The sequence below is a fragment of the Microbacterium sp. Z12_35 genome, from assembly GCF_058310475.1.
Genome location: NZ_JBZEGJ010000002.1, coordinates 239,924 through 253,664 on the forward strand (window position 1 = coordinate 239,924; position 13,741 = coordinate 253,664).

Below are 13,741 nucleotides of genomic sequence, written 5' to 3' on the forward strand. Positions count from 1 at the left end.
CAGTGATCTACGCTGTGGGGATGCGTGAGCCGCTGCGGCTGTCCACAGGTTCCCTGAGTTCCGCGATCTTCCGCCTCGCCCGCGTGCACAAGTCGCTCGCGGCGAAGCTGCTGCGGCGCACGGGGCTGCGGCCGGGGCAGGAGCTGGTGCTCATGACCCTGTGGGAGCACGGCCCGCAGCGCATGACGGACCTGGTCCGCACCCTCGATACGGATGCACCGTCGATGACGCGCAGCATTGGGCGGCTGGAGAAGGCCGGCCTGGTTCGCCGCGGTCCATCCCCCACCGATCGGCGCGTCACCGTCGTCGAGGCCACAGACGCCAGCGCCCCGCTGCGGAAGGATGTGGAGGCCGCGTGGGCCGAGCTCGAGGCCCTGACGGCGCGGTCGTTGAGCGAGGGCCAGCGTCAGCAGTTCCTCGCCCTGCTGACCGACGTCGAGAAGCCGCTGCGCGAAATCGAAGACACGCTCTAGGCGCCCGGCCGGATGGTCAGCGGCGTGCGGCGTCCGTGTACTCCGGGGCCCACGCGCTGCCTTGCTCACGGTCGAGCGCGGTCTGGGCGCGGTTGCGCATGAAGAAGATGTACACCGTCAGGCTCACGGCGATCACGGCGGTGACGTAGACGATGAACCACGTCACGTTCTCACCGGCCAGGAAGGCCTGGTAGATGGCCGGAGCAGTGCCGCCGAACACCGAGTTCGCCAGGGCGTATCCCAGACCCACACCGAGCGCCCGGACCTCCGCGGGGAAGACCTCCGCCTTCACGATCGCGTTCACCGACGTGTAGCCGGTGAGGATGACGTAGCCCACGGCGGTCAGGGCGAAGGCGACGAGCGGCGATTGCGTCTGCGGCAGGAACGTGATGAGTACCCACGTGTAGAGCACGCCTCCGATCCCGAAGAACACCAGCAGCGGCTTTCGGCCGACCCGGTCGCTGAGGAGTCCGCCGAGGGGCTGCAGCAGCATGAGGAAGATCAGGCCGAGGAGGTTCGTCCAGGTCGCGGCGACCGCGGCGTCTTCCCCGAATGTCGTCTTGACGATCGTGGGCGCGTTGACGCTGTAGGTGTAGAACGCGATCGTGCCACCGGCGGTGACGAGGAACACCCACACCAGCTGCCGCCAGTACGACGTCAGGAGCGTCTTGAGCGACCCGGCGCCGCGGTCTTCGCCCGAGCGGACGGCCGCAAGGTGCTCCTCGCTGAGCGACTCATCCATCGTCCGTCGCATCCACAGGACCACGAGTGCCGCGATGCCGCCGATGAAGAATCCGATGCGCCATCCCCAGTCCTCGACCGCCTCCACCGGCAGCACGGCGAGCACGATGAGCAGGGTGAGCTGCGCCAGCACGTGGCCGCCGATGAGGGTCACGTACTGGAATGAGGAGAAGAAGCCCCGGCGACGGGCGGTGGCCGCTTCGGACATGTAGGTGGCGGAGGTGCCGTACTCGCCGCCGGTCGCGAAGCCCTGCACGAGCCGGGCTCCGATGAGGATGATCGCCGCCCAGGCCCCGATGGCCTCGCGGGTGGGCATCACCGAGACGAAGAAGGAGCAGGCGGACATCACGGTGATGCTGACCGTGAGCGCGGCCTTCCGGCCCCGCCGGTCGGCGAACCGGCCGAAGAACCACGACCCGATCGGGCGCATGATGAAGGTGACGGCGAAGATCGCGTAGATGTAGAACGTCGAGTTCCGGTCATCCTCGGCGAAGAACTGCGCCTCGAAGTACGACGCGAACACCGTGTAGACGTAGACGTCGTACCACTCGACGAGGTTTCCCGCCGATCCTTTGATCGTGTTGAGGATCGCGCGTCCGGTGCTCACCGGGGCACGCGTGGGGCTGGAGGGCGCCGTCGCTTCGGTCACTCCGTGAAGATTACGCCACCACCGCCCCTGCTGCCCAGGGTTGCGCGGGACGGCTCCTCCGATTACGCGCTGCGGCGGCGCGGAAATCGAGGAGATCTCGCAGATCGAGGGCCGAAACCGGGGAGGGGCTCCTCGATTTCCGAGATCCCCTCGAAAACCGCGGCCAGCCCGACGCGGCAGAGAAGATCAGCCGACGCGGGCGGGAAGGTCAGCCGACGCGGGCGGGGCGATCAGCCGACGCGGGCGGGGGTCGCCAGGAGTTCGAGGGTCTGGATGCGGCCGGGCGCCGTCTCCATCGGCTCGCCGTCATACGCGCCGGCGACCGGCGAGATCATGACCTCATCCACGCCGTAGCGGTCGGCGAATGCGGTGAGCTCCGCGGTGACCTGCTCGCCAGTTCCGACGAACCACTTCTGGCGCGCGGCATCCATGATCGACGTCGACATGCCGTCCCACGGATCGGCCTTCACCTGTTCCACCGTCTCGAGCGGGACCAGCGGGCGGTTGGTGCGCAGGCGTGCCATCATGCGCAGCTGGGGCAGGGCGCGGTCTTCGGCTTCCTCGGCAGTGGGGGCGGCGACGACGTTGGTCGTCAGGAAGGTCCGGGGCTCGGGATGCTGCGCACTGGGCTGGAACTGCGTGCGGTACAGGTCCAGCGCCCGCTCCAGACCCTCTCCGGCGAAGTGGTTCGCGAACACGTAGGGCAGGCCGAAGCGCGCGGCGAGCTGAGCGGAGTAGTCGCTCGAGCCCAGCAGCCACACCTCGGGCGTGGTCGTGGAGGCGGGCGTCGCGTGCACGGTGTACTCGCCGCCGGAACTGAACCGAACGGTCGCACCCTCGGGGGAGGTCAGCGAGATGATGTCGGCGATGTGGTCGGGGAAGCGATCGACGTCGCTGGTGGTCCCCGAGCGGTGCAAGAGCTGCGTGATCACGGGGTCCGAACCCGGTGCCCGTCCGATGCCGAGGTCGATCCGGTCGGGCGCGATCGCCTCGAGTGCGGCGAACTGCTCGGCGACGATGAGCGGCGAGTGGTTGGGGAGCATCACGCCACCCGAGCCGACGCGGATGCGGTCTGTCCGGGCAGCAGCGGCCGCGATGAGCACCGGAGGAGTCGTCGAGGCGACGGCGGGCATGTTGTGGTGCTCGGCGAACCAGTAGCGGCGATAGCCGAGGCGGTCGGCGTGCACGGCGGTGTCGAGGGATGCGGCGACCGCCTGGGCGCTGGTCTGCCCGTCGCGGACGGGGACGAGGTCGAGGACGGAGAGAGCGGGAGCGGGAGCAGTCATTACTCATGCCAACCCGGCGCCGCCCCCTTCCTATTCCCTGCACCGCGCACCCCGCCCCGGCGCGGCACCCCCGCGGTTTTCGAGGACATCCCGGAAATCGAGGAGAGGGATGCAGCATCCGCTCCTCGATCGGCGCGATCCCCTCGATTCTCGTGGGAGCGCCTGCGGTCCCAGGCGAGTGCACGACGACCGCCCGCCGCCCTCGCGCCCCCTGTGATCGCGGGCCCCCAGCACAGAGCAGACCCCTGCGCACCCGTGTTGACAACCCACCAGACCCGTTCGTACTGTGCAGCCGTTCGCAGGCATGCGGCTGGCTTCGGGCTCGGGTCTGTAAACGGCCACAGAACGTGGACATGCGCGGTGCTTCGCGCGAAGCACCAGAGAGGGGACGGCCGGATGACCGCCACACAGGAGCGCACGAGGAGCAGCAGCACGCGCTCCCAGCCACCGCCCGCCCCGCCCCAGCGCAAGACGCCCCATAAGGGCGCGATCGCCATCTTCACGGGACCTTTCGGCATCCTTTTTCTGCTCTTCTACCTGATTCCGATCGGCTATGCGGTCTGGCAGTCCCTGTTCGTCGTGCACCGAGAGGGCACTTTCGGCGCTCCCCAGCAGGTGTTCGGGGGTCTCGCCCAGTACGTTCAGGTGTTCCAGAACGGGCCGTTCTGGGAGTCCATCGGCCGGGTGTTGCTCTTCGGCGTCGTCCAGGTGCCCGTGATGCTGGGGCTGGCGCTGCTGTTCGCGTTGCTGCTGGATTCTCCGGTTCTGAAGGGGAAGAAGTTCTTCCGGCTCGCCTTCTTCGCGCCCTATGCCGTGCCCGGGGTCATTGCGGCGATCATGTGGGGCTTTCTCTATTCGCCCAACCTGTCGCCCTTCACCGACGTGACGGGCGTGATCGATTTCCTCTCTCCCGAGCTGGTGCTGTGGTCGATCGCCAACGTCGTGACATGGGTCTTCGTCGGCTACAACATGCTCATCATCTACTCCGCGCTGCTGTCGATCCCCACGGAGATCTACGAAGCGGCACGCCTGGACGGTGCCGGACAGATTCGCATCGCGTGGTCGATGAAGATCCCGATGGTCGCCCCCGCGATCATCCTCACCGCCGTGTTCTCGATCATCGGCACCCTTCAGCTGCTGGCCGAGCCGCAGGTGTTCCGATCCTTCACCGCCGCCGTGTCGTCGACCTTCACGCCGAACATGACCATCTACGCCACGAGCGCGATTCCCAACACCAACCTCGCCGCGGCGTTCTCGGTGGTGCTCGCCCTGGCGACGTTCGCGCTCTCGTTCGCGTTCCTCAGGGGCACCCAGCGGAAGGCGAACCCATGAGCCTCCTCGCCCGGACCCGCGGCGCCACCGCGGACGAACCGACCCCCACGCGCGGCCCCCGGGAGAGCATCCTCTCCCGCTCGGCGGCGCTGATCGTCATGGCCGTCTTCACCCTGTACTTTCTGGTGCCGATCTGGTGGCTCTTCATCGCCTCCACCAAGGACCGCAGCGATCTGCTCACCACTCCGGCGCTGTGGTTCGCGGACTGGAACTTCTTCGAGAACGTCCGTGACCTCGTCTCCTACGGCGACGGCGTCTACCTGCGCTGGCTCGTCAACAGCCTCGGCTACGCAGGCCTCGGGGCCCTCTTGGCGACGATCATCGCGGGGATGTGCGGTTACGGCCTGGCGAAGTACCGCTTCCGGGGCCGCGAAGCCTTCTTCAACATCGTCCTCGGCGGTGTCCTGGTGCCCGCCACGGCTCTCGCCCTGCCCCTGTTCCTGCTGTTCAGCCAGGTCAACCTGACGAACACCTACTGGGCGGTGCTGCTGCCGAGCATCGTGAGCCCGTTCGGGGTGTACCTCAGTCGCATCTACGCCGCCTCGTCGGTGCCCGATGAGCTCATCGAAGCTGCCCGGATCGACGGCGCGGGGGAAGTCCGCGCGTTCTTCACCGTGTCGTCGCGCCTGATGATGCCCGCGCTGGTGACGGTGTTCCTCTTCCAGTTCGTCTCGATCTGGAACAACTTCTTCCTGCCGCTGGTCATGCTCCGCAGCGAGGAACTGTTCCCCGTGACGTTCGGCCTCTACTCCTGGAACACGCAGCTCAACCAGATCCCCGAGCTGCGCACCTATGTCCTCGTCGGTTCGTTCCTGTCGATCGTGCCCCTCATCATCGCGTTCCTCCTGCTCCAGCGCTTCTGGCGCAACGGCCTGGGCACCGGCTCCGTGAAATGACCCATGCTCCCGCGGTCACCCGCGCCATCCAGTGAGGAAGATCATGCAATACACGAAGAGGGCGGTCGCCACCGGAGTCGTAGTGCTCGCCGCGATCGGACTCGCCGGATGCGGGGGCGGAGCCGAGGGAGGGGCCGCCGCATCCTGCACCCCCTCCGAGGGGAATGTCACGCTCGACTTCACGTCGTGGATCCCCGGCGTGAAAGACGTCGTCGAGATCTGGAACGAACAGAACCCGGAGATCCAGGTCGACGTCCAGACCGGGCCGAACGGCAACTCCGGCACATACCAGAGCTTCTTCAGTCAGATTGCGGCGGGAAACACTCCCGACCTCGGTCAGATCGAGTACGACGCACTGTCGAGCTTCCGGGTGCAGGACGGCCTGGAGAACCTTGCGCTGTGTGAAGACGTCGTGGATGCGGAGTCGGATTTCATCCCGTGGACATGGGGACAGGTCACGCTCGGTTCCGCCGACGGGGTGTACGGCGTCCCGCAGGACTCCGGGCCGATGGCGCTCTTCTACCGTTCCGACCTCTTCGCGGAGCATGGCATCGGGGTCCCCACGACGTGGGCGGAGTACAAGGAAGCCGCCGTTCAGATCCGCGAAGCCGGTGGCTACATCACGAACTTCTCCACCGCGGACATCAACCAGTTCGCGGGATTCGTGTGGCAGGCCAACGGAAGTTGGTTCGCTGACGAGGGGGATGAGTGGCGGGTCGATCTGACCGGCGAGGAGTCGACCAAGGTCGCGGATTACTGGCAGGAGCTGCTCGATGAGGATCTCGTGGCCACGTATCCCGCGTGGACCGAGGAGTGGAACAACGCGTATAACTCCGGCCAGGTGTGGAGCTGGACCGCGGCCGTGTGGGGCGCCAACTCCATTGCGAGCGGCGCGCCCGACACAGCCGGTCTGTGGTCGGTCGCCCCGTCGCCGCAGTGGGAGGCCGGCGGCCAGAGCGCGGGTAACTGGGGCGGTTCCTCCGTCGCCGTGTTCAAGGGAACCGAGCACCTTTACGAAGCCACGAAATTCGCGCTCTGGCTGAACACGTCGGAAGAGGCGCTCACCGCGCTGAACCAGTCGGCGAACATCTACCCGGCGACGACGGCCGGGCTGAGCCTGCCCTCCCTGCAAGAGGGCGTGGAGTTCTACGGCGGCCAGAAGATCTACGACGTGTTCGCCGCCGCCGCGGGGCAGGTGAACCCCGACTTTCTGTGGGGACCGACCATGACGCAGACCTACGCCGATGTGTCGGACGGATTCCAGAGGGCTGTCACGGGACGGGGCACCTTGCTCGAGGCGCTCAGCTCCGCCCAGAAGGCGACGATCGCTGCCCTGAAAGCGCAGGCGATCCCGGTCGCGGAGTGACGGTCACGCGGGGGATCAGCGGCCGGGCACGTACTTGACGGGGAGGCCCTGCTTGTCCTTCGTCGCACCCGCGATCACGAGGATGAGGTCGATGAGCCACCAGATGCCGAAGCCGCCGACGGTGATGAGCTTGAGGATGCCGGTGCCGATCTTGCCGAGGTAGAACCGGTCGATTCCGAGCTCGCCGAGGAAGATCGACAGGAGGAGCGTCGCGAGCCAGGACTTGGGGCTCAGTCCCGCGGGCGCGACGCCGTAGGGCTGCGGGGCGGCGGGGTACTGGGGCTGCGACATGGCTTCTCCTCTGGTGGGCTGGCGTGCGTTCGAGCGTACGGACCGGGCCTCGGCATGGACAGGGGGCTATCCGGATTCCCGGGGAGGGTCAGCGGGATCGCTTGACGGCGTCGTAGGCGTCGAGCGCCTGTCGACGTGTGCCGGCGAGGTCGACGATCGGCTCGGGAGCGTCATCGGCGAGGTACTCCGGCGCCCACCTCCGGGACGTACTCCCCGTGCGGGTCGAACTTCGCCAGCTGCCGTTCGGGATTGAAGATGCGGAAGTAGGGCGCGGCATCGGCGCCGGAGCCGGCGACCCACTGCCAATTGAAGGCGTTGTTCGCTGCATCCGCGTCGACGAGGGTGTCCCAGAACCACTCCTCGCCGCGCCGCCAGTCGATCAGCAAGTTCTTGACGAGGAAGGATGCCGTCACCATCCGCACGCGGTTGTGCATGTAGCCGGTGCGCCAGAGCTCCCGCATCCCCGCGTCGACGAGTGCGAGGCCGGTGCGTCCTCGCCGCCACGCCTCGAGGTGACCGGGGTCGAGCGGCGGCCAGGGGAACGCGTCGAACTCGGCCCGCCAGTTGCGGGTGGCGAGGTCGGGGAAGTGAAAGAGCGTGTGCCAGGCGAATTCGCGCCATCCAAGCTCCGATAGGAACCGCGATGCCGCGTCGGGGTGGGCACTCGACGCGGGGTGTTCGACCGTCGCGTGCCAGACCTGGTGCGGGCTGAGCTCGCCCCACCGCAGCCGTGCGGACAGCATCGAGGTCGCCTCGCCGGCCGGCTCGTCACGGGACCGGTCGTAGCCGCCGAGGTCGTGCGCGAGAAAAGCGCGCAGTCGTGCGCGGGCGGCCGGCTCTCCCGGCTCCCATCGCTCGCGAAGGCCTTCTGCCCAATCGGGATGCGTCGGACGCAGGGACCACGCGTCGAGGTCCTCGGACGCGGGGCGCGAACTCGGGCCGGGGATGTCTCCCGGCTCGGGCAGCGGCGCACGCGGGGCGGGGAGACTCTGGCACGCGCGCCAGAACGGCGTGAAGACGGCGTACGGGCTGTCGGTGCCGGTCCGCACGGTCCACGGTTCGAAGAGGAGCGAGCCGTCGAAGGAGGCGACCGCGACCCCGGTGCCGCGGAGCGCCGTCTTGATGCCCGCGTCGATGCCGCGCTCCGCTCCGCCGTATCGCCGGTTCCAGAAGACGGCGCCGGCCCCGGCGTCGCGCACGACCGCCGGGACGACCTCCGCCGCTCTCCCGCGGCGCAGGATGAGGGTCGAGCCGCGCTCCTCGAGAGCGGTGGCGAGTGAAGCGAGCGACTCGTGCAGCCACCAGCGCGCCGCGCCGCCCAGGGGGCGGATGCCCTCGCCGTCCTCACGCACGTACAGGCCGATCACCGGCTCGCCACGTTCCAGGGCGGCGGACAGTGCGGGGTTGTCCGCCAGCCGCAGATCGTCGCGGAACCACACGACCGTAGTCATCCGCCCACGCTAGTTCCCCCTGCGGTTACGGACGACTCTTGTCGGAGTCTGGGCGCGCAGAACGAAAAGCGTCCGTAATCGTCCGCTAGGGGGGTTAGAGGGTGGAGGTGTCGTGGCCGGCGGGAACGGCGATCCGGAGGCCGCCGGGGACGATGCGGCAGAAGATGCGGGTGGCCTCGCCGAACTCGTCGCCGTCGAGCTCCACCGGCTGGGCCGGGCTCGTCGCGGTCTCGATCCCGTGGCCGCTCCGGTAGTGCACCGAGGTGTCGCGGCCGCGCCGCTCGAGCACCCGGCGACCGGCACGGAAGCGTCGCAGGAAGGAGTTGTCCCACCAGATCTTCCGCCACACGCCGAGCCATCCGAACGCGCCCGCCGGCTGGATGATGGCGACATCGAGCATGCCGTCGGTGATCGAGGCCTCTGGAATGAGGGCGATCCCCGCCGGGAGGGACCCGCAGTTGGCGAAGAGGATGCTCTGCACCCGGGCCGAGTGCAGGCGCTGCTTGTCGAGCTGGTAGACGATACGGAAGGGCTTGGCGGACACGAGCGAGCGGGCCGCTCCGTCCACATACGCGACCCATCCCACGGTCTTCTTCAGCTGCGGGTTGGTGTTGGCGATCATCGCCGCATCCAGCCCCATACCGGCCATCACGACGAACCCGTGCTCTTCGGTGGAGCCGTCTTCGCGGCGGAGCCGGGCGACTCCCACGTCCACCGGGATGACGTCGCCCTCGAAGGTCGCGCGGATCATCACGTCCGCGTCATCCAGCGGCAGCGCGAGGTTGCGCGCGAGCAGGTTGCCGGTGCCGCTGGGGACGATCGTGAGCGGGACTCCGGTGTCGGTCAGCGCCTCGGAAACGGCGCGCACCGTGCCGTCGCCTCCGGCCACGAGGATCGCGTCGGCGCCCTCCTCGAGGGCTGCGCGGGCGGCGTCGTCGCCGAGGTCGTCGACCGTCGTCTCGAAGAAGAGCGGCTCAGCCCACTCGGCCTCCTCGGAGAGGCGCACCATCAACGCGCGCAGCTCCGCGGGATCGACCTTGGTGGGGTTGTAGACGAGTGCGGCGCGTTTTCGGTCGGTGGGCGGAGCATCCATCGTGGTCTGCTCGCCGTCGGCGGTGACCTGAACGGCCTCGCCGGTCTCACCGTCGGTCGTGTCGGGCGCCACGTCCTCGGGTTCGCGGATGACGTCGTCGGGCGCCGCGGCTTCGTGCGCGGAGGGCGTCTCGGTGTTGGCCCCCCGTGGACCGGGTGCCTCCGGCGCATCCGCGGTGCCGCCGGCGTCGGTCGAGGCAGCCGCGTTGTCGTCGCGGTCGTCGTCGTCGCGCAGCGAGTCGGCGTGGAACTCGGCTCGCTCGGCCGCGCCGGGCGGGGCCTCATTGTTGAGTGGCGCGTCGTCGGCCTGCGCGGCGTCGGGTCGCTCTTCGGCGCCCGCCGTCTCGCCGCCCTCGCGCGTCGCCTCGTCGAGCTCAGGTGCCGCGCCGGCTGTCTCATCGCTCTCGCGCGTTTCGGAATCGGCCGCCATGCTCCCACCCTAGGGCCGCTCCCGGCCCCGCGAGGCGTTCGGACGGGGCTGCGACGGAAAAGCCCTGGCCTAAGATTGGACGGTGATCGATCTGACCCTGCTGCGAGAAGATCCCGAGCGGGTCAAGCGCTCGCAGATCGCGCGCGGCGCGGCCCCGGAGACAGTGGATGCCGCGTTGACGGCCGACCGCGACCGACGCGCCGCGATCACCGCCTTCGAAGAGTTGCGCGCCGCCCAGAACGCCCACGGCAAGCGGGTCGCGCAGGCCCCGAAAGAGGAAAAGGCCGCACTGGTCGCCGAGGCCAAGGAGCTGAGCGAGAAGACCAAGGCGGCGCAGCACGCGGTGACCGAGGCGGAAGCGGCGGCGGAGCTGGCGCTCGCCAGGATCGAGAACCTCGTCATCGACGGCGTCCCGGCCGGTGGCGAAGAGGCCTTCATCACGCTGCGCACGCACGGAGAGGTCCCCGCCTTCGACTTCGAGCCGCTCGACCACCTCGCCCTCGGTGAGAAGCTCGGCGCGATCGACATGGAGCGGGGCACGAAGGTGTCGGGCAGTCGCTTCTACTTCCTCACCGGGATCGGCGCGCGCCTCGAGCTCGCGCTCATGAGCCTCGGGCTCGACCGGGCGATGGCCGCGGGTTTCACCCCCATCATTCCGCCGACGCTCGTGCGACCCGAGGTGATGCGCGGCACCGGCTTCCTCGGCGAGCACGCCGACGAGGTCTATCACCTGGCCGAGGACGACCTCTATCTCGTCGGCACGAGCGAGGTTCCGCTCGCCGGCTATCACATGGACGAGATCCTCGACTTCGGCCGTGGACCCAAGCGCTACGCCGGCTGGTCGACCTGCTACCGGCGCGAGGCCGGTTCGTACGGCAAGGACACCCGCGGCATCATCCGTGTGCACCAGTTCAACAAGCTCGAGATGTTCGTCTACACCGAGCCCGACGCGGCCGAGGCCGAGCACCTCCGCCTCGTCGAGCTGCAGGAGGGGATGCTGCAAGACCTCGGCCTTTCGTACCGTGTCATCGACGTCGCGGCCGGAGATCTCGGATCCAGCGCCGCGCGCAAGTACGACGTCGAGGCCTGGGTGCCCACGCAGAACGCCTATCGGGAACTCACCAGCACCTCCAATTGCACGACCTACCAGGCCCGCCGTCTCAACATCCGTTCGCGCAACGAGGGCAAGACGCAGCCTGTCGCCACGCTCAACGGCACCCTCGCCACCACGCGGTGGATCGTCGCCCTCCTGGAGACGCACCAGCGCGCCGACGGCTCCGTCGTCGTTCCGGAAGTGCTGCGGCCCTACCTCGGCGGACTCGACATCATGGAGCCCATCGCGTGACGCCCGAGCGCACATCGCCGCCTGACACCGGCAGCGTCGAGGTGACGTCGCCGGGGGATGCGGCCGAACTGGTCGAGGAGATCGCTGAGGACGCGCCCGACGGCCGCCTCCTCATCGCTCTGGACATCGACGGCACCGTGATCCTCGAGGACGAGAGTCCGAGCCCGGGGGTTCTCGAGGCTGTGGCTCATGCGCAGGCGCGCGGGCACGAGGTGATGCTCGCGACCGGTCGCAGCTGGGACACGACGCACCGCATCATGGAGCTGCTCGGTATCGAGCCGGACTATGCGGTGTGCTCGAACGGCGCGATCGTGATGCGCCGCCAGGCCGGCGGCACCGGCGCTGCGGCTTACGAGCTCGCGCACGTGGAGACCTTCGATCCCGCCGAGGTGCTGGAGTTGCTCCGCGGACACCTCTCCGACGCGCGCTACATGGTCGAGCTGCCCGACGGGACGCGGCTGTACACCGAGTACCTGGAGGACTGGAACCTGCGCGGGGCCGATCTGGTCGCCTTCGAGGAACTCTCGCACCGGCCGGTGTGCCGTGTGGTCGTCGTGTCGCCCGAGCACACCGACACCGACTTCCTCGACCTGGTGTCGCGCATCGGGCTCACCCAGGTGTCGTACGCGATCGGCTGGACCGCGTGGCTCGACATCGCCCCGCAGGGGGTCAACAAGTCCACCGGACTCGAGCTCGTCCGCACCTGGCTGGGGATCGCCCCGGCGAACGTGCTGGTGATGGGCGACGGCCGCAACGACGTCGAGATGTTCGAGTGGGCGCTACGCAACGGTGGGCGCGCCATCGCCATGGGGCAAGGCCCCGAGGAAGTGCTCGCTGCGGCCGGTGAAGTCGGGCTGTCGGTCAGCGAAGGCGGCGTCGCTGCCATCCTGCGGGAACTCTGACGTGGATGCGGCCGGCCACGGCCATCCCGCACCACGCCGTCGCCGGAGCGCTCGAGGTCGAGGTGGATGCCGACGGGCTGACGCCCTGGCGGCTCCCCGTGGCAGCGCACCGGTACGCACCTACCTCGCGCGCATCGTCGCCGGTGGCGGGGAGCTGCGGCAGGGTGGCGCGGTGCTCCGGCCCGGCGCTTCGACCTTGAGGGCAACGCCGTGGTGGCGCTCGGCGGCGCGGTGCTCCGGCCCGGCGGCGTGGTGCGCCCGCGCTTCTGAACGTGTGAGGCCCGCCGCATCCCCGTAGCGAGTCCGCCGCATCCCCGTGGCGAGTCCGCCGCATCCCGTTGCCAGTTCAGGAGATGTGGCGAGATCAGGTCGTTTCCGGAAAAAGGAGCCTGCCTCGGCCTCATCGCCTGATCTCGTGCCGTGGGCGCCTGGGAGGTTTCGCGGGTGGCGAGGCCGCGGGCGGCGGGGAGGATGTGGGTGGTGCGAGCGTCGGCCCGCGGCCGCGTGGGGCCGTCGGGGCGTCGGCCGACGCGCGCTTGTGTGCGCCCCGCCGCATCGCCGGGGCATCCCCGTCGCGAGTTCAGGAGATGTGGCGAGAGCAGGTCGTTCCGCGCGAAAGGAGCCTGCCTCGGCGTCATCTCCTGATCTCGTGCCGCGTCGCGGCCGGGCCGCGGGGTGGCGGGGAGCCGCCCCACGCTCAGGCGAGGGGATGCTCCGCGTCGTACCCGCGGAACGAACGGCGCCGCGCGTACAGGGCCGCAACTACGGCGAAGAGCAGGGCGCCCAGGAGCGAACCACAGCGCGACATGAGCGGCGCGAATCCGGTGAACACGTCGCCAAGGGCAGACGCGCGCGATTTGTAACCAACCAGTTTGTTTGCTAGAGTCTGAGCATGAGAGCAGATGGTGAAGCGACGCGAGCCCGTATCCTCGAGGCCGCCGCAGACGAGTTCGCGACGTATGGCATCGCCGGAGCGCGCGTGGATCGGATCGCGGCGAACGCCCGGGCGAACAAGGCGCAGCTATACGCGTACTTCGGGAGCAAGGACGCCCTCTTCGACGCGGTCTTCGACCAGGCTCTGCACGCGATCGTGAACGCCGTGGCGCTCGACGCCACCGACCTTCCCGGTTATGCGGCCCGCCTGTACGACGAGTACCTCGAGCGTCCGGAGCTCGTTCGTCTGGCGACGTGGTCGCGGCTGGAGCGACGACCGACAGGCGCTCTCACAGGCGAGTCGCTTCCCAGCGAGCCCGAGAAGCTGGCCGACATCGCCGCCGCGCAGAGCGCCGGCTATATCGACGCGACTCTCGAACCCGCGGACGTGCACTCCACGGTGATTGCGCTGTCCCTCACGTGGGGGCCGACCAGCACGACCTTCGCGGCCAGTTCGGCCGACGACGAGACCGCGCACGATCGCCGACGGCACGTGCTGCGGACACTCGTTGCGCGAGCATACGCACCCACAACTCAGCCGCTCTGAATCGACT

At 68.9% G+C, this 13,741-nt stretch carries 12 protein-coding genes and 1 pseudogene; 7 read left to right on the forward strand and 6 right to left on the reverse strand.

Annotation, left to right across the window (positions count from 1 at the left end; genetic code table 11):
- The first annotated feature begins 20 nt into the window (after positions 1 to 20).
- Positions 21 to 473 carry a MarR family winged helix-turn-helix transcriptional regulator gene (locus AC4FS1_RS13995; RefSeq protein WP_491156125.1) on the forward strand — a complete coding sequence of 151 codons (453 nt, stop codon included), beginning with the start codon at positions 21 to 23 and terminating at the stop codon, positions 471 to 473.
- 16 nt (positions 474 to 489) lie between these two features.
- On the opposite strand, the gene AC4FS1_RS14000 is transcribed toward AC4FS1_RS13995, so the two are convergent.
- Together AC4FS1_RS14000 and AC4FS1_RS14005 are read right to left on the reverse strand one after the other, a co-directional pair.
- Positions 490 to 1,863, reverse strand: coding sequence for an MFS transporter (locus tag AC4FS1_RS14000; protein ID WP_491156127.1), 1,374 nt, complete (start codon positions 1,861 to 1,863; stop codon positions 490 to 492).
- A gap of 230 nt (positions 1,864 to 2,093) precedes the next feature.
- Entirely contained in the window at positions 2,094 to 3,149 is a 1,056-nt protein-coding gene (locus AC4FS1_RS14005) for an LLM class flavin-dependent oxidoreductase (protein WP_491156128.1), read from the reverse strand.
- Between the two features lie 396 nt (positions 3,150 to 3,545).
- On the opposite strand from AC4FS1_RS14005, the gene AC4FS1_RS14010 reads away from it, so the two are divergent.
- From AC4FS1_RS14010 to AC4FS1_RS14020, 3 genes are read left to right on the forward strand one after another with little or no spacing between them, the layout of a single operon-like run.
- The gene (locus tag AC4FS1_RS14010; RefSeq protein ID WP_491156130.1) at positions 3,546 to 4,481 is read left to right on the forward strand and encodes a carbohydrate ABC transporter permease; all 936 of its coding nucleotides are present in this window, start codon (positions 3,546 to 3,548) and stop codon (positions 4,479 to 4,481) included.
- Entirely contained in the window at positions 4,478 to 5,377 is a 900-nt protein-coding gene (locus AC4FS1_RS14015) for a carbohydrate ABC transporter permease (protein ID WP_484507961.1), read from the forward strand. The genes AC4FS1_RS14010 and AC4FS1_RS14015 overlap by 4 nt, the downstream gene beginning before the upstream one ends.
- 43 nt (positions 5,378 to 5,420) lie before the next feature.
- Positions 5,421 to 6,743: a type 2 periplasmic-binding domain-containing protein gene (locus tag AC4FS1_RS14020; RefSeq protein WP_491156133.1), complete on the forward strand. Its 1,323-nt coding sequence runs from the start codon at positions 5,421 to 5,423 to the stop codon at positions 6,741 to 6,743.
- A 15-nt stretch (positions 6,744 to 6,758) separates the two neighbouring features.
- On the opposite strand, the gene AC4FS1_RS14025 is transcribed toward AC4FS1_RS14020, so the two are convergent.
- The 3 genes and pseudogenes from AC4FS1_RS14025 to AC4FS1_RS14035 all read right to left on the reverse strand — a co-directional run bounded on the left by AC4FS1_RS14025 (position 6,759) and on the right by AC4FS1_RS14035 (position 10,007).
- Positions 6,759 to 7,034, reverse strand: coding sequence for a TM2 domain-containing protein (locus AC4FS1_RS14025; RefSeq protein ID WP_491156135.1), 276 nt, complete (start codon positions 7,032 to 7,034; stop codon positions 6,759 to 6,761).
- An 88-nt stretch (positions 7,035 to 7,122) separates the two neighbouring features.
- Positions 7,123 to 8,485: pseudogene (locus AC4FS1_RS14030) on the reverse strand (cryptochrome/photolyase family protein).
- 94 nt (positions 8,486 to 8,579) lie between these two features.
- Positions 8,580 to 10,007: a diacylglycerol kinase family protein gene (locus tag AC4FS1_RS14035; RefSeq protein WP_491156137.1), complete on the reverse strand. Its 1,428-nt coding sequence runs from the start codon at positions 10,005 to 10,007 to the stop codon at positions 8,580 to 8,582.
- 82 nt (positions 10,008 to 10,089) lie between these two features.
- Here AC4FS1_RS14035 and serS point away from each other — a divergent pair, with 82 nt between their 5' ends.
- Positions 10,090 to 11,352 carry a serine--tRNA ligase gene (gene serS / locus AC4FS1_RS14040; protein ID WP_491156138.1) on the forward strand — a complete coding sequence of 421 codons (1,263 nt, stop codon included), beginning with the start codon at positions 10,090 to 10,092 and terminating at the stop codon, positions 11,350 to 11,352.
- Complete coding sequence (locus tag AC4FS1_RS14045; RefSeq protein WP_491156139.1) at positions 11,349 to 12,254, forward strand: HAD family hydrolase; 906 nt, start codon at positions 11,349 to 11,351, stop codon at positions 12,252 to 12,254. Before serS ends, AC4FS1_RS14045 begins: the two co-directional genes overlap by 4 nt.
- A gap of 697 nt (positions 12,255 to 12,951) precedes the next feature.
- On the opposite strand, the gene AC4FS1_RS14050 is transcribed toward AC4FS1_RS14045, so the two are convergent.
- Entirely contained in the window at positions 12,952 to 13,086 is a 135-nt protein-coding gene (locus tag AC4FS1_RS14050) for a hypothetical protein (protein WP_491156140.1), read from the reverse strand.
- A gap of 60 nt (positions 13,087 to 13,146) precedes the next feature.
- Between AC4FS1_RS14050 and AC4FS1_RS14055 the strand changes: the two genes are divergently transcribed.
- Complete coding sequence (locus AC4FS1_RS14055) at positions 13,147 to 13,734, forward strand: TetR/AcrR family transcriptional regulator (RefSeq protein ID WP_491156141.1); 588 nt, start codon at positions 13,147 to 13,149, stop codon at positions 13,732 to 13,734.
- The last annotated feature ends 7 nt before the right edge of the window (positions 13,735 to 13,741 follow it).